Origin of the sequence: Klebsiella sp. C239, assembly GCF_048822715.1 — a bacterium.
Classification (GTDB): Bacteria; Pseudomonadota; Gammaproteobacteria; order Enterobacterales; family Enterobacteriaceae; genus Klebsiella; species Klebsiella quasipneumoniae.
This window is the reverse complement of record NZ_JBMEZK010000003.1, coordinates 121255-140450: the sequence shown is the minus strand read 5'-3', so window position 1 is coordinate 140450 and position 19196 is coordinate 121255. Positions and strand designations below refer to the sequence as shown.

Annotated in this window: 21 protein-coding genes; 8 read left to right on the top strand and 13 right to left on the bottom strand. The window is 57.2% G+C overall.

Going from position 1 to position 19196, the window contains the following annotated elements; translation table 11 throughout:
- Positions 1-197 precede the first annotated feature (197 nt).
- Entirely contained in the window at positions 198-1250 is a 1053-nt protein-coding gene (gene aroG, locus ACOI6Z_RS09530) for a 3-deoxy-7-phosphoheptulonate synthase AroG (RefSeq protein ID WP_023288882.1), read from the top strand.
- Between the two features lie 73 nt (positions 1251-1323).
- On the opposite strand, the gene gpmA is transcribed toward aroG, so the two are convergent.
- The 7 genes from gpmA to modE form a co-directional block, all read right to left on the bottom strand.
- Positions 1324-2076: a 2,3-diphosphoglycerate-dependent phosphoglycerate mutase gene (gpmA, locus tag ACOI6Z_RS09525; protein WP_002895089.1), complete on the bottom strand. Its 753-nt coding sequence runs from the start codon at positions 2074-2076 to the stop codon at positions 1324-1326.
- 290 nt (positions 2077-2366) lie between these two features.
- A complete protein-coding gene (galM, locus tag ACOI6Z_RS09520) occupies positions 2367-3410 on the bottom strand; it encodes a galactose-1-epimerase (protein WP_049013646.1) in 1044 nt (347 codons plus the stop codon).
- Positions 3404-4552: a galactokinase gene (gene galK / locus ACOI6Z_RS09515; protein WP_032455171.1), complete on the bottom strand. Its 1149-nt coding sequence runs from the start codon at positions 4550-4552 to the stop codon at positions 3404-3406. Before galK ends, galM begins: the two co-directional genes overlap by 7 nt.
- A gap of 2 nt (positions 4553-4554) precedes the next feature.
- The gene (galT, locus tag ACOI6Z_RS09510; RefSeq protein WP_023288885.1) at positions 4555-5601 is read right to left on the bottom strand and encodes a galactose-1-phosphate uridylyltransferase; all 1047 of its coding nucleotides are present in this window, start codon (positions 5599-5601) and stop codon (positions 4555-4557) included.
- A 9-nt stretch (positions 5602-5610) separates the two neighbouring features.
- Positions 5611-6627 carry a UDP-glucose 4-epimerase GalE gene (gene galE, locus ACOI6Z_RS09505; protein ID WP_023288886.1) on the bottom strand — a complete coding sequence of 339 codons (1017 nt, stop codon included), beginning with the start codon at positions 6625-6627 and terminating at the stop codon, positions 5611-5613.
- 209 nt (positions 6628-6836) lie between these two features.
- Positions 6837-8309 carry a molybdate ABC transporter ATP-binding protein ModF gene (gene modF, locus ACOI6Z_RS09500; protein WP_065812191.1) on the bottom strand — a complete coding sequence of 491 codons (1473 nt, stop codon included), beginning with the start codon at positions 8307-8309 and terminating at the stop codon, positions 6837-6839.
- 67 nt (positions 8310-8376) lie between these two features.
- Entirely contained in the window at positions 8377-9165 is a 789-nt protein-coding gene (modE, locus tag ACOI6Z_RS09495; RefSeq protein ID WP_004886029.1) for a molybdenum-dependent transcriptional regulator, read from the bottom strand.
- 152 nt (positions 9166-9317) lie between these two features.
- Between modE and ACOI6Z_RS09490 the strand changes: the two genes are divergently transcribed.
- From ACOI6Z_RS09490 to modC, 4 genes are all read left to right on the top strand, one after another.
- The gene (locus ACOI6Z_RS09490; protein WP_002895156.1) at positions 9318-9467 is read left to right on the top strand and encodes an AcrZ family multidrug efflux pump-associated protein; all 150 of its coding nucleotides are present in this window, start codon (positions 9318-9320) and stop codon (positions 9465-9467) included.
- Positions 9468-9609: 142 nt separating this feature from the next.
- Positions 9610-10383, top strand: a complete 774-nt coding sequence (gene modA, locus ACOI6Z_RS09485) for a molybdate ABC transporter substrate-binding protein (protein WP_023288888.1) — start codon at positions 9610-9612, stop codon at positions 10381-10383.
- A complete protein-coding gene (gene modB, locus ACOI6Z_RS09480) occupies positions 10383-11075 on the top strand; it encodes a molybdate ABC transporter permease subunit (RefSeq protein ID WP_023288889.1) in 693 nt (230 codons plus the stop codon). The genes modA and modB overlap by 1 nt, the downstream gene beginning before the upstream one ends.
- Positions 11075-12133 carry a molybdenum ABC transporter ATP-binding protein ModC gene (modC, locus tag ACOI6Z_RS09475; protein WP_065812216.1) on the top strand — a complete coding sequence of 353 codons (1059 nt, stop codon included), beginning with the start codon at positions 11075-11077 and terminating at the stop codon, positions 12131-12133. Before modB ends, modC begins: the two co-directional genes overlap by 1 nt.
- Here modC and ACOI6Z_RS09470 read toward each other — a convergent pair whose 3' ends face one another.
- Positions 12134-12952, bottom strand: a complete 819-nt coding sequence (locus ACOI6Z_RS09470; RefSeq protein ID WP_044521692.1) for a pyridoxal phosphatase — start codon at positions 12950-12952, stop codon at positions 12134-12136.
- A 228-nt stretch (positions 12953-13180) separates the two neighbouring features.
- Here ACOI6Z_RS09470 and pgl point away from each other — a divergent pair, with 228 nt between their 5' ends.
- On the top strand, positions 13181-14176 hold the full coding sequence (gene pgl / locus ACOI6Z_RS09465) for a 6-phosphogluconolactonase (RefSeq protein ID WP_023288892.1): 996 nt from the start codon (positions 13181-13183) through the stop codon (positions 14174-14176).
- Positions 14177-14284: 108 nt separating this feature from the next.
- Here the strand turns inward: pgl and ACOI6Z_RS09460 are convergent, their stop codons facing one another.
- The 3 genes from ACOI6Z_RS09460 to ycgZ all read right to left on the bottom strand — a co-directional run bounded on the left by ACOI6Z_RS09460 (position 14285) and on the right by ycgZ (position 15279).
- On the bottom strand, positions 14285-14551 hold the full coding sequence (locus tag ACOI6Z_RS09460; RefSeq protein ID WP_004886050.1) for a biofilm development regulator YmgB/AriR family protein: 267 nt from the start codon (positions 14549-14551) through the stop codon (positions 14285-14287).
- Positions 14552-14602: 51 nt separating this feature from the next.
- A complete protein-coding gene (locus ACOI6Z_RS09455; protein WP_023288893.1) occupies positions 14603-14908 on the bottom strand; it encodes a hypothetical protein in 306 nt (101 codons plus the stop codon).
- Between the two features lie 125 nt (positions 14909-15033).
- Complete coding sequence (ycgZ, locus tag ACOI6Z_RS09450; RefSeq protein ID WP_023288894.1) at positions 15034-15279, bottom strand: regulatory protein YcgZ; 246 nt, start codon at positions 15277-15279, stop codon at positions 15034-15036.
- Positions 15280-15606: 327 nt separating this feature from the next.
- On the opposite strand from ycgZ, the gene ACOI6Z_RS09445 reads away from it, so the two are divergent.
- On the top strand, positions 15607-16818 hold the full coding sequence (locus tag ACOI6Z_RS09445) for a diguanylate phosphodiesterase (protein ID WP_023288895.1): 1212 nt from the start codon (positions 15607-15609) through the stop codon (positions 16816-16818).
- A 154-nt stretch (positions 16819-16972) separates the two neighbouring features.
- The gene (locus tag ACOI6Z_RS09440; RefSeq protein ID WP_023288896.1) at positions 16973-17707 is read left to right on the top strand and encodes a MerR family transcriptional regulator; all 735 of its coding nucleotides are present in this window, start codon (positions 16973-16975) and stop codon (positions 17705-17707) included.
- A gap of 41 nt (positions 17708-17748) precedes the next feature.
- Here ACOI6Z_RS09440 and ACOI6Z_RS09435 read toward each other — a convergent pair whose 3' ends face one another.
- Both ACOI6Z_RS09435 and ACOI6Z_RS09430 read right to left on the bottom strand, forming a co-directional pair.
- Positions 17749-18303 (bottom strand): helix-turn-helix transcriptional regulator, encoded by a 555-nt coding sequence (locus ACOI6Z_RS09435; protein WP_017899620.1) that lies wholly within the window; start codon positions 18301-18303, stop codon positions 17749-17751.
- An 82-nt stretch (positions 18304-18385) separates the two neighbouring features.
- The gene (locus ACOI6Z_RS09430) at positions 18386-18598 is read right to left on the bottom strand and encodes a biofilm development regulator YmgB/AriR family protein (RefSeq protein WP_044521698.1); all 213 of its coding nucleotides are present in this window, start codon (positions 18596-18598) and stop codon (positions 18386-18388) included.
- Positions 18599-19196: the final 598 nt, after the last annotated feature.

Here is a 19196-nt window from a genome sequence, read left to right as displayed (position 1 = left end):
GAAACGTAAGACTTAATTAGCTTTAACAGTTAAATATTGTAGTTCATGAGTCTGGTTTCGCTACTTTATGGCGTATTTTTGCCTATTTCCAGGATTATTCCATCACTACTGTAAAATCACGTTTACACTATTTCAGCGAAGAGATAGATTGGAGGGATTGCATTTCATTGAATAAGTATGGCAACGCTGGAAAGAAGATGAATTATCAGAACGACGATTTACGCATTAAAGAGATCAACGAATTATTACCTCCCGTTGCGCTCCTGGAAAAATTCCCTGCTACCGAAAATGCTGCAAACACCGTTGCACATGCTCGCAAAGCGATCCACCAGATCCTCAAAGGTGATGATGACCGCCTGCTGGTGGTGATTGGGCCCTGTTCTATTCACGACCCGGCGGCGGCGAAAGAGTACGCTTCCCGTCTGCTGACCCTGCGCGAGGCGCTGAAGGGCGAGCTCGAGATCGTCATGCGCGTCTATTTTGAGAAACCGCGCACCACCGTCGGCTGGAAAGGGCTTATCAACGATCCCCATATGGATAACAGCTTCCGCATCAACGACGGGTTACGCATTGCGCGCAAACTGCTGCTGGACATTAACGACAGCGGCCTGCCGGCGGCGGGGGAATTCCTCGATATGATCACCCCGCAGTATGTCGCCGATCTGATGAGCTGGGGCGCCATTGGGGCGCGTACCACCGAATCCCAGGTGCACCGCGAGCTCGCCTCGGGGCTCTCCTGCCCGGTGGGCTTTAAAAACGGTACCGATGGCACCATCAAGGTGGCTATCGACGCGATTAACGCCGCCGGCGCGCCGCACTGTTTCCTGTCGGTCACCAAGTGGGGCCACTCCGCTATCGTCAATACCAGCGGCAACGGCGACTGCCATATTATTCTGCGCGGCGGCAAAGAGCCGAACTACAGCGCGAAGCACGTGGCGGAGGTGAAAATCGGTCTGGCGAAAGCGGGCCTGCCGGCCCAGGTGATGATCGACTTCAGCCACGCCAACTCCAGCAAGCAGTTCAAGAAGCAGATGGAAGTAGGCGCCGACGTATGCCAGCAGATTGCCGGCGGCGAGCGCGCCATTATGGGCGTGATGATTGAAAGCCATCTGGTGGAAGGCAACCAGAGCCTCGAGAGCGGTGAACCGCTGACCTACGGCAAGAGCGTTACTGACGCCTGCATCGGCTGGGAGGATACCGAAGCGATCCTGCGTCAGCTGGCGGAAGCGGTGAAAACCCGCCGCGGCTAAGCTACGTTGCGCTCGCGCAGGTCATAAAAAAAGCGTGGAGATTTCCACGCTTTTTTATTTTCACCGGGGGAAATTACTTCGCTTTACCCTGGTTGGCGACGGCAGCCGCTTTCGCCGCGATCTCTTCCGCATTGCCCAGATAGTAATGTTTGATCGGCTTGAAGTTTTCATCGAACTCATACACCAGCGGTACGCCGGTCGGGATGTTCAGTTCGAGGATCTCGTCTTCGCCCATGTTGTCGAGGTATTTAACCAGCGCGCGCAGGGAGTTACCGTGAGCGGCGATGATCACGCGCTCACCGCTTTTCAGGCGCGGCAGAATGGTTTCGTTCCAGTAAGGCACGACGCGGTCGATGGTCAGCGCCAGGCTTTCAGTGGTCGGCAGTTCCGCGTCGGTCAGTTTTGCATAGCGCGGATCGTGGCCCGGGTAGCGCTCGTCGTCTTTGGTCAGCTCCGGCGGAGTAACGGCGAAGCCGCGACGCCACTGTTTAACCTGCTCGTCACCGTATTTCTCAGCAGTTTCCGCTTTGTTCAGGCCCTGCAGCGCGCCGTAATGACGCTCGTTCAGCTTCCAGGATTTCTCAACCGGCAGCCAGGCCTGATCCAGTTCGTCCAGCACGTTCCACAGGGTGTGGATGGCACGTTTCAGCACGGAGGTATAAGCAAAATCAAAGCTGAAGCCTTCAGCCTTCAGCAGTTTACCTGCTGCTTTCGCTTCGCTAACGCCTTTCTCGGACAGATCAACGTCGTACCAACCGGTGAAGCGGTTTTCGTTGTTCCACTGGCTTTCGCCATGACGAACCAGTACCAGCTTAGTTACAGCCATTCTCTTACTCCTCTCTACACGCCATCCCTCGCGCCGCGAACGGTGCGCTGAATATGTTGGTGTATGTGTTATTGATTGATAACTATTCTCATTATATTGCCGTGATTTGGCTCACGGCAATGCTTATCCCTAACCATAGCGAAAATAGTGGCTCAGTGTAAGGTGCTTGTAAAACACAGGTTATTTTTTTGTCCTTTGATGACGGAAAATAGAGCAGATTGCTGAAAAAAGAGTCGGTAGAGAGGAGGGCGGGGACGAAACTCAGCGCCCCCGGCGGAGGGCGCTGGCGATTAGCGGGCAATAAACTGATATTCCGTCAGGCTGACGTACTCCTGGCCTGGACGTAACACACAGTCCGGCTGCGGCCATTCCGGATGATTCGGCGAATCCGGCAGGAATTCGCTCTCCAGCGCCAGCCCCTGCCAGTCGGCGTAGGGTTCCGTCGTCTGCGACGGGGTGCCGCCGAGATAGTTGCCGGAATAAAACTGTAGCGCCGGAGCGGAGGTATAGACCGTCATCTGCAGCTTACCGTCCTGCGACCAGACCTGCGCCGCAGGTTGACTGGCGTCGCCTCTGGCGTCCAGCAGGAAGGCATGGTCGTAACCCTTTACCTTTTGCTGATCGGCATCCGCGAGGAAGTCGGCGGCGATGGTTTTCGGCTGGCGGAAATCAAAGCTGGTGCCGGCGACGTCTTTGAGTCCGCCGCCCGGGATACCATCGCTTTCCACCGGCAAATAGCGATGGGCGAGGATCTGCAGCTGGTGCTGGCGCACGTCGCCCTGGTCACCGTCGAGGTTGAAATAGACGTGATTGGTCATGTTCACCGGGCAGGGTTGGTCCACGGTGGCGCGATAGGTAATCGCGATGCGGTTATCGTCGGTCAGACGATAGTGCGCGGTGGCCTGCAGAGTGCCCGGAAAGCCTTGATCGCCATCGGGCGAGGTCAGGGCGAACAGCGCTTCCTGCTCGTCAGCGCGGACGATGCGCCAGCGGCGTTTATCAAAACCTTCCGGGCCGCCGTGAAGCTGGTGGCCCGCGTCGTTTGACGGCGTGACGGTGACGAGCTGGCCGTCAAGCGGGAAGCGGCTATTGCCGATACGGTTGGCGTAGCGGCCTACCGAGGCGCCAAGAAACGCGGCCTGGCGGGCATAGTCTTCCAGCTTTGCGCAGCCCAGCAGCGGATGGCGCACGCTGCCATCGGCCAGCGGCACCTCGGCGCTGAGCAGCGTCGCGCCCCAGTCCGCCACGGTGACGGTCATCCCCGCCTTATTGCGCAGGGTTACCTGCTGCCATGGCTGGCCGTCCGGCGCCAGCGCGGTAGTTTGCGTTACCATTGACCAGCCCCCTGTGACGGTTTGCAGACATAAAACGTCTCTTTAATTCCGGTTTTCGCTTCATACTCGTTGGCAACGGCCTGCTGAACGGTATCGACCAGATCTTCCGGGACCAGCGCTACCACACAGCCGCCAAAACCGCCGCCGGTCATGCGCACGCCGCCCTTATCGCCGATTGTCGCCTTGACGATCTCCACCAGGGTGTCGATCTGCGGGACGGTGATCTCGAAATCATCGCGCATCGAGGCGTGGGATTCGGCCATCAGCTCGCCCATCCGCTTCAGGTCGCCTTTTTCAAGGGCGCTGGCGGCTTCCACGGTGCGGGCATTCTCCGTCAGCACATGACGTACCCGCTTCGCCACCACAGGATCCAGCTCATGGGCGACAGCGTTGAATTGCTCAAGGGTGACATCGCGCAGAGCGGGCTGCTGGAAGAAGCGCGCGCCGGTCTCGCACTGTTCACGACGGGTGTTGTACTCGCTGCCGACGAGGGTGCGCTTAAAGTTACTGTTGATGATCACTACCGCCACGCCTTTCGGCATCGAGACGGCTTTGGTGCCCAGCGAGCGGCAGTCGATCAGCAGCGCATGGTCTTTTTTGCCCAGCGCCGAAATCAGCTGATCCATGATCCCGCAGTTGCAGCCGACGAACTGATTTTCCGCCTCCTGGCCGTTGAGGGCGATTTGCGCGCCATCGAGCGGCAGATGGTAGAGCTGCTGGAACACGGTGCCGACGGCGACCTCCAGCGAGGCTGAGGAGCTTAAGCCCGCGCCCTGCGGCACATTGCCGCTGATCACCAGATCCGCGCCGCCGAAGTGGCTGTTCCGCTGTTGCAGATGCTTCACCACGCCGCGGACATAGTTCGACCACTGCTGGGTGTCGTGGCTGAGAATCGGCGCGTCGAGAGAGAATTCGTCGGTCTGATTGTCGTAATCGGCGGCAATCACCCGCACGGTACGATCGTCGCGCGGCGCACAGCTGATCACCGTCTGGTAGTCGATGGCGCAGGGCAACACAAAGCCGTCGTTGTAATCGGTATGCTCGCCGATCAGGTTGACGCGGCCTGGCGCCTGAATGACATGGCTGGCCGGGTAGCCGAAGGCCTCAGCAAACAGGGTTTGGGTTTTCTCTTTCAGACTCATCATTACACTCCGGATTCACGAAAATGGACGTCGCTGACGGCGCGCAGTCGTTCGGCAGCTTGCTCGGCGGTGAGATCGCGCTGCGTTTCGGCCAGCATTTCGTAGCCAACCATAAACTTGCGGACCGTCGCGGAGCGCAGCAGCGGCGGATAAAAGTGGGCGTGAAGCTGCCAGTGGTTATGGTCTTCATCGTTAAACGGCGCGCCGTGCCAGCCCATGGAGTAGGGGAATGAGCACTGGAACAGGTTGTCGTAACGGCTGGTCAGCTTTTTCAACGCCAGCGCCAGATCGCTGCGCTGGGCGTCGCTTAAATCGGTAATACGCTGCACGGGCGCTTTCGGCAGCAGCAGCGTTTCGAACGGCCACGCGGCCCAGTAGGGCACGACCGCCAGCCAGTGATCGGTGTCGATCACCGTGCGGCTGCCGTCGGCCAGTTCGCGCCGGGCGTAGTCCAGCAGCATCGGCTGGCCCTGGCTGGCGTAATACGCTTTCTGCAGACGGTCTTCCCGTTCCGCTTCATTAGGCAGGAAGCTGTTGGCCCATACCTGACCGTGCGGGTGTGGGTTGGAGCAGCCCATCGCTGCTCCTTTGTTTTCAAAGACCTGCACCCACGGGTAGCTTTTCCCGAGGTCCGCGGTCTGTTCCTGCCACGCTTTAACCACGCCTTCCAGCGCTTCAAGGCTCAGTTCCGGCAGCGTTTTGCTGTGGTCTGGCGAGAAGCAGATCACCCGACTGGTGCCGCGCGCGCTCTGGCAGCGCATCAGCGGATCGTCACTCTCCGGGGCATCCGGCGTGTCGGTCATCAGGGCCGCAAAGTCGTTGGTAAACACGTAGGTGCCGGTGTAATTCGGATTCGTGTCGCCGGTGACCCGGGTGTTGCCCGGGCACAGGAAACAGTCCGGATCGTGGGCCGGCAAGGTCTGTTTCGCCGGCGTCTCCTGCGCTCCCTGCCAGGGGCGCTTGGCGCGATGCGGAGAAACCAGAATCCACTGCCCGGTTAACGGGTTATAACGACGATGCGGATGGTCAACGGGGTTAAATACGCTCATGAAGGTTCCTTAGTCTGGATAACCCTGCGGATGGCGGGACTGCCAGTTCCAGGTGTCCTGCGCCATTTCGTCCAGGTTGCGCGTCACGCGCCAGTTCAGCTCGCGGTCGGCCTTGGCGGCATCCGCCCAGTAGGCCGGGAGGTCGCCATCGCGGCGCGGCGCGAAATGGTAGTTAATCGGTTTGCCGCAGGCCTTGCTGAAAGCATTGACCACGTCGAGCACGCTGCTGCCGACGCCGGCGCCAAGGTTGTAGATATGGACCCCGGCTTTGTCAGCCAGTTTTTCCATGGCCGCGACGTGGCCGTCGGCAAGGTCCATCACGTGGATATAATCGCGCACGCCGGTGCCATCTTCGGTCGGGTAGTCGTTACCAAACACGGCCAGCGATTCGCGGCGGCCAACGGCGACCTGGGCGATGTAGGGCATCAGGTTATTCGGGATCCCCTGCGGGTCTTCGCCCATGTCGCCCGACGGGTGGGCGCCGACCGGGTTGAAGTAGCGCAGCAGCGCAATGCTCCACTCCGGCTGCGCTTTTTGCAGGTCGGTCAGGATCTGCTCCACCATCAGTTTGCTTTTACCGTAGGGGCTTTGCGGGGTGCCGGTCGGGAAGCTTTCGACATACGGGATTTTCGGCTGGTCGCCGTAGACGGTGGCGGAGGAGCTAAAGATGAAGTTCTTCACGCCCGCGGCGCGCATGGCGGAGACTAATTTCAGTGTGCCGGTGACGTTATTGTCGTAATATTCCAGCGGCTTGGCGACGGACTCCCCGACGGCTTTCAGCCCGGCGAAGTGGATCACCGCTTCAATGGCGTGATCGTGGAGGATCTCGGTCATCAGCGCTTCGTTACGAATATCGCCTTCAATAAAGGTGGCTTCTTTGCCGCCGAGACGCTCAATCACCGGCAGTACGCTGCGCTTGCTGTTGCAGAGATTGTCGAGGATCACCACCTCATGCCCCTGCAGCAGCAGTTGAACGCAGGTATGACTTCCAATGTAACCGCTACCACCTGTAACCAGAACTTTCATGATTCGCTCCATTCGGCTTATCGTGTATGAGGAAGATAGCATATCAAAGAAGTGAAAAGTGTGACACAGAACAAGTTAGTGGAATCGTTTACACTCGGGGGTGAAACGGCATCGTTTAATATATTTTTTTTAAAATACATATTGTTAGATGAGTAAGGCGCTATTTTTCTGAAAAATACCAGGGATCTTGCGATCCCCGGCAGGGGGCGTCAGGCCACGGGGCCGAGCTGATAAGTGTAACCGTCTCCACTAGGAACGAACGCCAGGCGATGGGTAATACAGTCCGGGGCATCTTCCGCATGGTGCGAGACAAACAACAGCTGTGTGGCGCCTTCGCCAATCAGGACGTCGACGAAGCGGCGCACCAGCTGGCGATTGAGGGGATCCAGCCCCTGCAGTGGTTCATCAAGGATCAGCAGGGTGGGATGCTTCACCAGCGCGCGGACGATAAGCGCCAGCCGCTGCTGGCCCCACGACAGGCTGTGAAACGGCGCGTCGGCGGTGCGCTTATCGATGCCGAGAATATCCAGCCATTGCTGCACCAGCTTATGCTGTTTATCCGACACCGCCTGATAAATGCCGATCGAGTCAAAATAGCCCGACAGAATCACGTTGCGGACGTTGGTGCTGACCCGGTAGTCCAGATGCAGGCTGCTGCTGACGTAGCCGATATGCTTTTTAATATCCCAGATGGTCTCGCCGCTGCCGCGCCGACGGCCAAAGAGGGTGAGATAGTTGCTGTAGCCCTGGGGGTGATCGCCGGTGATAAGGCTTAAGAGGGTGGATTTACCCGCGCCGTTGGGGCCGACGATCTGCCAGTGTTCTCCAGGGTTTACGGTCCAGGAGAGGTGGTTGATGACCGGGCGATCGTTGTAGGAGACCACCCCGTCATTGAGGACGATACGCGGCGCCGTCTCCGTCAGCGTATGGCGGGCCGGTGGGGCATCCGGCTCCGGGAGGGTGATACCGTCCAGTTTTTCACTGTGCGCCAGCTGGGCGACCAGCGCCTGCTGCAGCAGAGCGTGCTTCTCGCCGGTCTCGCTGAGGAGGCAGTCAGCCAGCACGCCGGCGTATTGTACAAAGTCCGGGATCTCATCGAAACGGTTGAGTACCAGCACCAGGGTGATGCCGGCGCGATGCAGGTCGGCCAGCAGGGCGGCCAGCTGCTGGCGGGAGTTGACGTCGAGGCCGTCGAACGGCTCGTCGAGGATCAGCAGTTGCGGATCGCTCATCAGGGCCTGGCACAGCAGGGTCTTACGCGTTTCGCCAGTGGACAGATACTTAAAGCGGCGGTCCAACAGGGCGCTGATGGCAAACTGTTCGGCAAGCTGCGCGCAGCGGGCCGGATCTTTCACCTCATCCTGAATAATCTCCGCGGTAGTGCGTCCGGTATCTTCTTCTCCGGGGCTGAGCAGGTCGGTGTTATTGCGCTGCCACTCGTCACTGACCAGCTTCTGCAGCTGTTCGAAGGAGAGGCGGGTTACGCGGGAGAAGAGGCTGTCGCGCTGGCCGCTGAGCAGGGTCAGGTCGCCGGCCAGGGCCCGCGCGAGGGCGGATTTGCCGCTGCCGTTGCTGCCGACGAACGCCCAGCTTTCACCCGCCGCCACGCTCAGGTGGTCTATTTTTAAGGTTTTTGTATCGCTCAGGCGAAACGTGCCTTGCGAAATTTGCAATGATGACATGATGTATCCCATTTTTTGCAGCGATGTGCATCAGGGATACGACGTCAGGCGCGCAATGTCAATGGGGTCAGCATAATGTAGCGAGAATGATGCGATCGGCGTTGAAGTACGCGATCGCCTCCGTCCCTTCGGTCAGGCCAGAGGTCTGGGCCTGCGGCAGGGTGGCGCACAGGGTCTGGCCGTCCGCAAGGGTCATCAGCACTTCGCACTGCCCGGAGCCGCATTCGATATGGCTGATGCGACCCGACAGCTGGTTCTCGGCCTGGCGGGCCACCGCTGGGTCGAGGGTGATGCCAACCCAGGGCGCTTTCAACAGGACCAGCACCTCCTGGCCCTCATCGAGCCCCAGCTTTTCAGCGCTTTGGGCGGTAATGGCGACGTTCAGGCGGGTCTGCCCGTCGGCCAGCAGCACCTCGACGTGCTGCTGCACCTGCTGGCGATCGCGGCCGGTGATAGTGCCGAACCACTGGTTGCGGGCGCTGGTTTGCAGGGAAAAGCGCGAGATGGCCGCCAGCAGGCTGTCCAGCGGCAGGGCGTCGTCATCGCTGAGCACATCAAACGCTTTCTGCTGGATCTGCGCCAGCAGATCGTACAGTTGGATCAGACGCTGCCCGTAGCGGGTCAGCACCGCGCCGCCGCCGCCTTTGCCGCCGGTGGCGCGATCCACCAGCGGCTGTTCGCTGAGCTGGTTCATCTCGTTGATGGCATCCCACGCGCTTTTATAGCTGATACCCGCGTGCTTCGCCCCCTGGCTTATCGAACCGGTCTGGTCAATCTGTTTGAGCAGGGCGATCCGCCGGGGGTCGGCAAACAGGCGCTGCTGAAGCTTAAGGGTGAGAAGAATTTCGGCCTGCATAATCGTTTCCTGACAAAAAAGCGTATTGTGACCGATAGTCACCCCGTTGCAAAACCTCTCTGCGCGGTTTGTCATTAACCACCGCACAAATGGGGCGTGTTTTTTCGGCTGAAACCGTTACAATCAGGGAATCATACTATCTGGAGTGAACCATGTTAGAGCTTTTGAAAAGTCTGGTTTTTGCGGTCATCATGGTACCGGTGGTGATGGCGGTCATCCTGGGATTGATTTACGGTCTTGGTGAAGTGTTCAACCTCTTCTCCGGCGTCGGCCACAAAGATCGCAGCCAGCAAAATCATTGATTTCCCGGCGCCCGGTTTAACCGGGCGCTGTGCTATTTCCCTCCTGTATCATTTCCCTTCATTTTATTGTCCTGCGTCACTATAAAAACGCTTCGCATATCGTTATATTGTCGAGTACATAACGCATTGACAGGAGATTCAGATGACAGGTTCTTGGTTACGCGGGGTGGTCGGGGTATCGCTCACGCTGTGCGTCGCGGGTCAGGCGCTGGCGGCAGAAGGGAAAGTGACCGTTTTCGCGGCCGCGTCGTTAACCAACGCGATGCAGGATATCGCCCAGGCGTATAAGAAAGCGAAAAACGTCGAGGTCGTCTCGTCGTTTGCCTCGTCGTCGACGCTGGCGCGGCAGATTGAAGCAGGCGCCCCGGCGGACCTGTTTATCTCCGCCGATCAAAAGTGGATGGATTACGCGGCAGACAAAAAGGCCATCGATCCGGCGACCCGCGCCACCCTGCTTGGCAACAGCCTGGTGGTGGTGGCGCCGAAAGCCAGCGCGCAGGGGGCGATAACCATTGATGAGAAAACCGACTGGACCAGCCTGCTGAAAGGGGGCCGTCTGGCGGTGGGCGATCCGCAGCACGTTCCGGCAGGTATCTACGCCAAAGAAGCGCTGCAGAAACTGGGCGCCTGGGAGACCCTGTCGCCGAAGCTCGCCCCGGCGGAAGACGTGCGCGGCGCGCTGGCGCTGGTGGAGCGTAGCGAAGCGCCGCTGGGCATCGTCTACGGATCGGATGCCGTGGCCAGCAAAGGGGTGAAAGTGGTTGGCACTTTCCCTGAGGCGTCGCATCAGAAAGTCGAGTACCCGCTGGCGATTGTCGATGGCCACCGCAACGCGGCCGTGAGCGCTTTCTATGACTACCTGAAAGGGCCGGAAGCGTCGGCGATTTTTCAACGTTACGGATTTACCACCCGCTGATGTTTCTGAGCGAACCCGAATGGCAGGCGGTGCTGCTGAGCCTGAAAGTCTCCTCCCTGGCGGTGGCCCTGAGCCTGCCCTTTGGCATCTTTTTTTCCTGGCTGCTGGTCCGCCGCACCTTCCCCGGCAAGGCGCTGCTCGACAGCCTTCTCCATCTGCCGCTGGTGCTGCCGCCGGTGGTGGTGGGGTATCTGCTGCTGGTGGCCATGGGGCGGCGCGGGTTTATTGGCAGCTGGCTGTATGACTGGTTCGGCATCAGCTTTGCCTTCAGCTGGCGCGGGGCGGTGCTGGCGGCGGCGGTGATGTCTTTCCCGCTGATGGTGCGCGCCATCCGCCTGGCGCTGGAGGGGGTGGACATCAAACTGGAGCAGGCGGCGAGAACCCTCGGGGCCAGCCGCTGGCGGGTATTTTTCACCATTACGCTGCCGCTGACTCTGCCGGGAATTATTGTCGGCACGGTGCTGGCCTTCGCCCGCTCGTTAGGGGAGTTTGGCGCGACCATCACGTTCGTCTCCAATATTCCCGGTGAAACGCGCACCCTGCCTTCGGCGATGTACACCTTGATCCAGACCCCGGGCGGGGAGGGGGCGGCGGCCCGCCTCTGCCTCATCGCTATCGGTCTGGCGCTGGTCTCGCTCTTGATTTCAGAATGGCTGGCCCGCGTGAGCCGCCAGCGAATGGGAGGATCATGATGCTCGAGCTCGACTTCACCCAGACCCTCGGCAGCCACTGTCTGCAGATCCGTGAAACGCTGCCCAGCAGCGGGATCACCGCCATCTTTGGCGTCTCAGGCGCCGGGAAAACGTCGTTGATCAACGCTATCAGCGGCCTGACCCGGCCGCAGGCGGGGCGGATCGTCCTCAACGGCAGGGTGCTGAACGACACCGCGCAGCGTATCTGCCTGGCGCCGGAGCAGCGGCGGATCGGCTATGTATTTCAGGATGCGCGCCTGTTTCCCCACTATAAAGTGCGCGGCAATCTGCAGTACGGAATGGCGAAATCCATGGTCAGCCAGTTCGATAAGCTGGTGGAACTGCTGGGAATTGCGCCCTTGCTGGATCGGCTGCCGGGCCGGTTATCCGGCGGCGAAATGCAGCGCGTGGCCATCGGCCGCGCCCTGCTGACCGCGCCGGAGCTGCTGCTGCTGGACGAGCCGCTGGCCTCGCTGGATATTCCGCGCAAACGCGAACTGTTGCCCTATCTGCAGCGGCTGGCGCAGGAGATCCATATTCCGATGCTCTACGTCAGCCACTCGCTGGACGAGATCCAGCATCTGGCCGATCGCGTGCTGGTGCTGGAGGCCGGTAAGGTGAAGGCTTTCGGTCCGCTGGAGGAGGTCTGGAGCAGCAGCGTGATGCACCCCTGGCTGCCGGCGGAACAGCAGAGTACGATCCTCAGCGCCACCGTCGCCGCGCAGCATCCGCAGTACGCGATGACCGCGCTGACGCTGGGGGATCAAATGCTGTGGGTTAACCGGCTCGATCGTCCCGCCGGGGAGAGCGCGCGGATCCGCATCCAGGCGTCGGACGTCTCGCTGGTGCTGGCCCAGCCGTCCGCAACCAGCATCCGCAATATCTTACGCGCCGAGGTGGTTCAGTGTCTGGAGGTCAACGGGCAGATTGAGGTTCAGCTCAGGGTGAGCGGCCATCCGCTGTGGGCTCGAATCAGCCCGTGGGCGAGGGATGACCTGGCGATAGCGCCAGGCCAGCAGGTATTTGCCCAGATCAAAAGCGTGTCGATTGCCGCCTGATCACAGCAGCTGACGGTAGATAAACTCGGCGATGCTGGCGGACTCATTGTCGCCGATGACCACGTTGGCGCGGGCTTTGACGTCGTCCACCGCGTTACCCATCGCCACCCCGGTGCCTGCCGCTTCCAGCATACTCAGATCGTTGTAGTTATCGCCGAAGGCCACCACATTCTGCATCGACAGCCCCTGGTCAGCGACCCACTGCGCCAGGCGTTTGCCTTTGCTGTTGCCGGCGCGAGCGATATCCACCTGGTCGTGCCACGACCATTCGCACTCGAGGCCCAGCGTCTCGCCGACCTCCTGCGCAAAGCGCTGCAGACGGGGAATGTCGTCGTCGGTGAGGGCGAATTTCCATACCGCCTTGACCTCGCGGACCGCCTGCGCCAGCGAGTCGACCTGGCTGAAGACCGGGCGCTGATCCTCCGGTAACGCCTGCGCCCAGTTGCGGGTGCGGATCACATGCCCGGTGGGCTGTTCGTAAAGCATCGCGTCATCCACATAGGCCAGGCCGTGGATCTGCTGTTCGGCGAGCATGGCGGTGAGGCTTACCGCGTGTTCCACCGACATAGGATCGGCCGCCAAAACCTTTTTTGCGTGATAATCATACAAATAAGTGCCATTACAACAAATTGCAGGTGTATCGAGAGCCAGTGCCTGATAAAAAGGATGAATAGCGACGTGATGACGTCCGGTAACGACGATCACCTGGTAGCCCGCCTCTCTGGCGCGGGCCAGCGCTTCCAGCGAAGCGGGCAGGATGGTTTTTTTGCTGGTGAGCAGGGTGCCGTCTAAATCCAGGGCAATCACGCGTGTTGTCATGTGTTATTTCCGGTTGATGTTGAAAAGTGACCTGGCCATGATGGTACACCGCCGTGGCGTCAGGACCAATTTTTCCACATCTGCCGTGAATGTCTGTATGCCCTTTGTGCCGCCGTCCGTCGGTAATTCGGCGGGCGATGCGAGTATCATGGGCGGATGTCTTATAATTTTCAGGGTGCAGTTATCCTGAAAATGAAAAATCCACGTGCAGTGAGGGAAGGAGTAGTCATGAAACAAACCGTTTATACCGCCAGCCCGGAAAGCCAGCAAATCCACGTCTGGAGTCTTGAAGCGGACGGCAAACTGACGCTGGTGCAGGTGGTTGATGCCCCGGGGCAGGTCCAGCCGATGGTGGTCAGCCCCAATAAGGAGTATCTGTACGTTGGCGTTCGTCCGGAGTTTCGCGTGTTAGCTTATCGCATCACGCCGGATAACGGGGCGTTGACCTTCGCAGGGGAAGCGGCGCTGCCGGGCAGCCCGACCCACATCTCTACCGATCATCATGGTCGCTTTGTCTTCAGCGCCTCCTACAATCAGGGCTGCGTCAGCGTGACCCCGCTGCAGGATGGTCTGCCGGGCGAAACCATCACAGTGGTGGACGGGCTGGAAGGCTGCCACTCGGCCAATATCTCCCCGGACAATCGTACCCTGTGGGTGCCGGCGCTGAAGCAGGATCGCATCTGTCTGTTTACCCTCAGCGAGGATGGTTTCCTCTCCGCCCAGGAGCCAGCGGAAGTCACCACCGTCGAAGGGGCGGGTCCGCGCCACATGGTGTTCCATCCGAACCAGCAGTATGGTTACTGCGTCAATGAGCTAAACAGCTCAATTGACGTCTGGGAGCTGAAAGACCCGAATGGCAATATCGAATGTGTACAAACGCTGGATATGATGCCGTCTGATTTCACCGGCGTGCGCTGGGCGGCGGATATTCATATCACTCCGGACGGTCGTCACCTGTACGCCTGCGATCGTACCGCCAGCATCATCACGGTGTTCAGCGTGTCGGAAGATGGCAGCGTGCTGGCGGTGGAGGGCTATCAGCCGACCGAAACCCAGCCGCGCGGCTTTAATCTCGATCACAGCGGTAAGTATCTGATTGCCGCCGGGCAGAAGTCGCACCATATCGCGGTGTACGAAATTACCGGCGAGCAGGGGCTGCTGCAGGAGAAAGGTCGCTATGCGGTCGGGCAGGGGCCGATGTGGGTGGTAGTCAACGCCCACTGATCCGTCAGGCGTAAATGAAAAAACCTCGCGTCAGCGAGGTTTTTTTTAACAGAGCGGACAGGCTCTGTCGGAAAGGGGTTGCCCTGGCGGGCCTGAAGCGTGACGGCCTTAGATATCGTCCATGGTGTAGCCGACGACAATCTCCAGCGTTTTACGGATCACGTCTGCGGTCACCACGTCATCGGTGCTTTCCAGCGCCTGAATCAGCCATAAAATAATGGCCTTATTGTTCAGGTGACCTTCTGACTGGAGAATACTGTTAATGGCCAGCGACATCACGGCGGACTCATCAACCAGCTTATCACCGGCGTTACGGAAATAGTCGGAGAGCGCGGTGTCCTGCAGTCCTGCGTAAATATCGGGTTGCTGATGCATAGTCTGTCTCATCACATTCTCACTCTGTGTTATTCACCACGGTTAGGATACTCAGTGGATCTTTTTACCTTCCGGCGCCATGGCGCTTTGCGCCGGCGATCCTCGGGTTTCCCAACGGCCATTGATTTTCTTTACCTGCAAAGGCGCTTGCTTCCGCTGACGGGCAAGCTTCGCGCAAATTTCTTCAATCACGGCAGCGATGACCTTTCTTCGCTGTCGGTCTGACTCTGTCGCCTGCATCAACCGAAGTCGAACCAGCAGGGTCGGGGTGGTAATAGGGCGATTCGTTTTCAGAAGCGCGAGTACCGCCTCGCCGATGATCTCATCGGTGATTTCCTCAGTTTCACTGCTATTCATAACCGTCTCACTGCATGCCACTCTCTCCCTGAATCTGCGAACGGGCATTCAGGTCAGCAGCAGGTTTATGGAAGCGATCGCCCCTCATCTGCTACTGCGGTTGCAACAGGCGACGATCGATGACGTTATTCCTGATCGGCAAACAGCAGACCAATTAAGGTCTGATAGTGACTCTCTTCCTCGGGGGCACGGGCCCGATCGAGGCGGCTCAACAGTTTAGTGCACAGCGCCTTGCGGTTGAGATGACGCCCTTCGTTGAGAATATCCATCACAATCTGACCCAGCGTTTCCTGCTGGGAAGGTAACGATGCTTTGTTGAAATACTGGGCAATTGCGTTCGCTGTATCTGGAATGTAACCATTCTGCTGCATATCTGCTCCTTACATTTCACTCATCTGTTAACTGCCATTAAACTTATACAATAATTGTTAACCTGTACACACAAAGTTGAACAATAATGATTCAGGCATGGTTAAATCATTGATTTTTAATAATTTATTTTTATGTGTTTTGTTCGATTTTGGCTTGTAAAGGTAGGATTTAACGGTGCACGTTGTACAAGAAAAGAAAAATGAAAAAGCCTTGCACAAAAAAGGGATTTTTAGTGTATCTTTTTTGTTAAGACAAAACGTAGTTTTACAAGACGATTAGCCTGATAACTGCTACTGTGAATGCTTACCCTCCCATCTGGAATCACTATGCTAACCACCATCATTTATCGCAGCCATATTTGCGACAATGTCTCATTCAAATCGATCGAGGCCATGGTTGCCAGGGCAAACGAAAGAAATGGGCAGGCGGACGTCACCGGTATTTTACTTTTTAACGGGACGCATTTTTTTCAACTCATTGAGGGGCCTGAAGAAAAGGTTCAGGATATTTATCAGCATATTTGCCGCGATCCCCGCCATTATAACCTGGTAGAGCTTCTGTGCGATTATGCGCCGTCCCGCCGTTTCGGTAAGGTCGGTATGGAACTGTTTGATTTACGGGAACATGATCGCGAGGAGGTGCTGCAGACGGTGATGGACCGCGGGACCACAAAATATCAGCTCACCTATGACGACCGGGCACTGCAATTTTTCCGCACCTTTGTCGAATCAACGGAAAAAGCGAACTATTTTGAGATTCCTTCCGCTGACAGCTGGGTATTTATCCCCGATCAGAATACTTTCTATCCTGATACGCCGATAATTGACAATAAGGAAAGCTGGTCCTTTGCCTTCCAGCCGATCGTCGACCCTTTCGCCTGCGAAATTATTTCGTGGGAAGCGCTGTTACGCACACCGGACGGCCAGTCGCCTGGCGCCTATTTTGCCGGGCTTTCCGGGGACGATATTTATCTCGCCGATCTGCACAGTAAACGCGTCGCGCTGTCGCTGGCCGGGAAATTAGGCTTACGCAATAAGGCGTTAAGTATTAATTTACTGCCGATGACGCTGGTTAAAGCGCCGAACGCGGTGGGTTTCCTGCTCGATCAAATTCAGCGTAATGATCTTATTCCTGAACAGATTATTGTCGAGTTTACCGAACGGGAAGTGATTTCGCGGATGGATGATTTTACCGATGCGGTGCGAAAGCTAAAAGGGGCGGGCATCAATCTTGCCATCGATCACTTCGGCGCAGGGTTTGCCGGGCTGTCGCTGCTGGCGCAATACCAGCCCGACAGAATTAAAATCGACCATGAGCTGATCCGCAATATCCACCAGGATGGACCGCGTCAGTCAATTGTACAGGCGATTATCAAATGCTGTTTTTCGCTGGAGATTGCGGTCTCTGCCGTCGGCGTTGAGCGTGCTGAAGAGTGGATGTGGCTGGAATCAGCCGGTATTTCGCAGTTTCAGGGGAATTTGTTCGCCAGCGCGCGCCTGGGGGGCTTACCCGCCGTCGCCTGGCCGGAAAAAAAATAATCCACCGCGAAATCAGCCAACTATTTTTTCATCTTTTTCCCAAGCGCTGTGAGCCACAACCTGTTATCTTTATCTGTACAAGAAAATAGAGTTGTACAGGATGCCTGAATTCGTTAGTTTAGGTATTAAAGTATCAGGTTGATGTGAGGCTGCTATGGCGTTTTACAGTATCGGTGAAGTCGCCGAACGTTGCGGAATCAATCCGGTCACACTGCGCGCCTGGCAGCGTCGTTACGGTCTACTGAAACCGCAGCGTAGCGAAGGCGGGCATCGGCAGTTTGATGAAGAAGATATCCTGCGCATTGAAGAGATCAAGCGCTGGATCGAGCGCGGCGTATCTGTCGGGAAAGTCAAAGCGCTGCTGGAGGGTAACCTGCCGGCGGCGCGCGACGAATCCGCGCATCTTCAGGAAGAGATGATGTCCATTCTGCGTTATATGCAGCCCGCCAGAATCCGTGCCAAATTACTGGCGCTAAGCCATCAACACCCCGTCGACACGCTCATCGACAGCCTGTTAGTGCCGGTACGTCAGCGTCTAAAGCTCGATCAGAATACCTCTCTGGTGATTAGTAGTTTGCTGGATGGTCTGCTGATTGACTGCGTGGCGCTGTTTCTCGCCGAAGCGCGTAAAAAGAACGGCAGGGAGACGCTGCTGGTGGGCTGGAGCAATGAGGACAGGACGCGTCTGTGGCTGGAGGCATGGCGTCTTTCCCAGCGCGGCTGGCACGTCAACGTCCTCGCCGAACCGCTGGAGTCGCCGCGGCCCGAGCTGTTCCCCGGGCAGCATATCTTCGTCTGGACCGGACGCGCCGCCACCCCTCTCCAGGAAGAGCTGCTCAGCCACTGGCAGGAGCAGGGCTTCAGCATCCATTTTCACGGTAATAATTAATCGCCCCGATCCGCAAAGCAGACCGGGGCTAACGCGCCGGGTTACAGGTGGATCTGGCTCCAGGATTTAAAGGTTTCGCTGCGGCTGATATTAAAAAAATCGGTCCTACCGCTACAGCCGAGCTTTTTAATCAGATTCAGCCGGATCTGATAAATGGTTTTAATATGCAGATTCAGCGACCGGCCAATGCTGGCGACCGCTTCGCCATTGCTGATAAGTTGAATCACTTTCTTTTCCCGCTCGGTAAACTGCACCGAGGCGCCCGGCGCCGGGTGGGTTTTATAGTAGCGGGTTGGCTGGTGCAGAAATATCTTTAACTCTTCCGGCGTTGAATTGGCCGGTAAGCGCAGCATAGGCAGTTCACTAAGAAAATTAAGATCGTTGCCTTCGGTTAACAGAATAAATAACGTATCCCGACGATTATAGTTGTGCTGCAGTACCGCGAAATAATTGTCGCTGGTAAAGAAAACGTGTTTTTTGCGAAAGTAAGATGCCGGCAGACTATTCAGGATCAGCGACATCCCATAGAGAAGAAAACGATTATCAAACCACAGATCGTAATGTTCAGTACGATAGCAGGTATTATGGTGTGACATTTTATTTGCCTCAGTTAGCCGATAGAGACCCAGGCGTGCCGGCACCGCAGGCTTAAGCCTGCTGCCAGCTCCGCGAGTTTAATTAATGATGAGGTTTGCTGTACAGCATATCCAGCGCCTGCAAATAGAGGTCGGAGAGTATTTCATTACTTTCCGTTTTCAGGCGATGCTGAATTTCCGTAATCATCCGCTCATTATTTATCGTTCTGTGCTGCTTAATGAGCGTATTTTCAATATTCTTCATCAGGGCCGAATTGAAGACAAACTCTGCTGGAATGGTATTTTTAATATGCATAGCTCGAACTCTCCCACGTATAACGCAAACTGACAATAAAAGTCGCTACGTACCATCGGTACGCGCCAAGTCACGAACAGGAAATGCAAAACCAGGAACCACCGCCTGACTTGCCGCGCCACCGTTAAACATCCCCGCTTCGTTGCGCAACAAGCAGTTAACACTCCAAACTATAGACGGTGATCCCATTATGTACAACTTTTTTCAGAACTATATGTACAACAGAACGGCTGATTTTTAGTTTGTGTTTTTAGTTATTGATTTTAAATAGTTTAATTGCTTGCATAACTTGTACATAAAAGCCGGTTTGTGCAGGATCCACCTGTAAAACTAGCGGGAAGAGGCTGACGACAGGCGTGAGCTCAATGGGAAGGTATTGTGCTGGCTGGCGTGTTGGATGAAATCGCGCCGACGCAGGAAGGGGTACACAGCAACTCTGTCGTCGACAGGTGGCTTTCTTCCGCGTCGGACGCTGATCATAGCGGATATCAGGTGAGGTTTTGTCTGTTTTTTGCACAATCAGGTAAAGAGCAACACATCGGCCATTTCGTTAACGCTTCGGTCGGTTTGTTGGCGGATAAGGCGTGTGCTACGCTTT

Bases quoted from the DNA above. Each gene is read 5' to 3' on its own strand.
- aroG (WP_023288882.1), top strand. From the start codon at position 198: ATGAATTATCAGAACGACGATTTACGCATTAAAGAGATCAACGAATTA.
- gpmA (WP_002895089.1), bottom strand. From the start codon at position 2,076: ATGGCTGTAACTAAGCTGGTACTGGTTCGTCATGGCGAAAGCCAGTGG.
- galM (WP_049013646.1), bottom strand. From the start codon at position 3,410: ATGGTAACGCAAACTACCGCGCTGGCGCCGGACGGCCAGCCATGGCAG.
- galK (WP_032455171.1), bottom strand. From the start codon at position 4,552: ATGAGTCTGAAAGAGAAAACCCAAACCCTGTTTGCTGAGGCCTTCGGC.
- galT (WP_023288885.1), bottom strand. From the start codon at position 5,601: ATGAGCGTATTTAACCCCGTTGACCATCCGCATCGTCGTTATAACCCG.
- galE (WP_023288886.1), bottom strand. From the start codon at position 6,627: ATGAAAGTTCTGGTTACAGGTGGTAGCGGTTACATTGGAAGTCATACC.
- modF (WP_065812191.1), bottom strand. From the start codon at position 8,309: ATGTCATCATTGCAAATTTCGCAAGGCACGTTTCGCCTGAGCGATACA.
- modE (WP_004886029.1), bottom strand. From the start codon at position 9,165: ATGCAGGCCGAAATTCTTCTCACCCTTAAGCTTCAGCAGCGCCTGTTT.
- ACOI6Z_RS09490 (WP_002895156.1), top strand. From the start codon at position 9,318: ATGTTAGAGCTTTTGAAAAGTCTGGTTTTTGCGGTCATCATGGTACCG.
- modA (WP_023288888.1), top strand. From the start codon at position 9,610: ATGACAGGTTCTTGGTTACGCGGGGTGGTCGGGGTATCGCTCACGCTG.
- modB (WP_023288889.1), top strand. From the start codon at position 10,383: ATGTTTCTGAGCGAACCCGAATGGCAGGCGGTGCTGCTGAGCCTGAAA.
- modC (WP_065812216.1), top strand. From the start codon at position 11,075: ATGCTCGAGCTCGACTTCACCCAGACCCTCGGCAGCCACTGTCTGCAG.
- ACOI6Z_RS09470 (WP_044521692.1), bottom strand. From the start codon at position 12,952: ATGACAACACGCGTGATTGCCCTGGATTTAGACGGCACCCTGCTCACC.
- pgl (WP_023288892.1), top strand. From the start codon at position 13,181: ATGAAACAAACCGTTTATACCGCCAGCCCGGAAAGCCAGCAAATCCAC.
- ACOI6Z_RS09460 (WP_004886050.1), bottom strand. From the start codon at position 14,551: ATGCATCAGCAACCCGATATTTACGCAGGACTGCAGGACACCGCGCTC.
- ACOI6Z_RS09455 (WP_023288893.1), bottom strand. From the start codon at position 14,908: ATGAATAGCAGTGAAACTGAGGAAATCACCGATGAGATCATCGGCGAG.
- ycgZ (WP_023288894.1), bottom strand. From the start codon at position 15,279: ATGCAGCAGAATGGTTACATTCCAGATACAGCGAACGCAATTGCCCAG.
- ACOI6Z_RS09445 (WP_023288895.1), top strand. From the start codon at position 15,607: ATGCTAACCACCATCATTTATCGCAGCCATATTTGCGACAATGTCTCA.
- ACOI6Z_RS09440 (WP_023288896.1), top strand. From the start codon at position 16,973: ATGGCGTTTTACAGTATCGGTGAAGTCGCCGAACGTTGCGGAATCAAT.
- ACOI6Z_RS09435 (WP_017899620.1), bottom strand. From the start codon at position 18,303: ATGTCACACCATAATACCTGCTATCGTACTGAACATTACGATCTGTGG.
- ACOI6Z_RS09430 (WP_044521698.1), bottom strand. From the start codon at position 18,598: ATGCATATTAAAAATACCATTCCAGCAGAGTTTGTCTTCAATTCGGCC.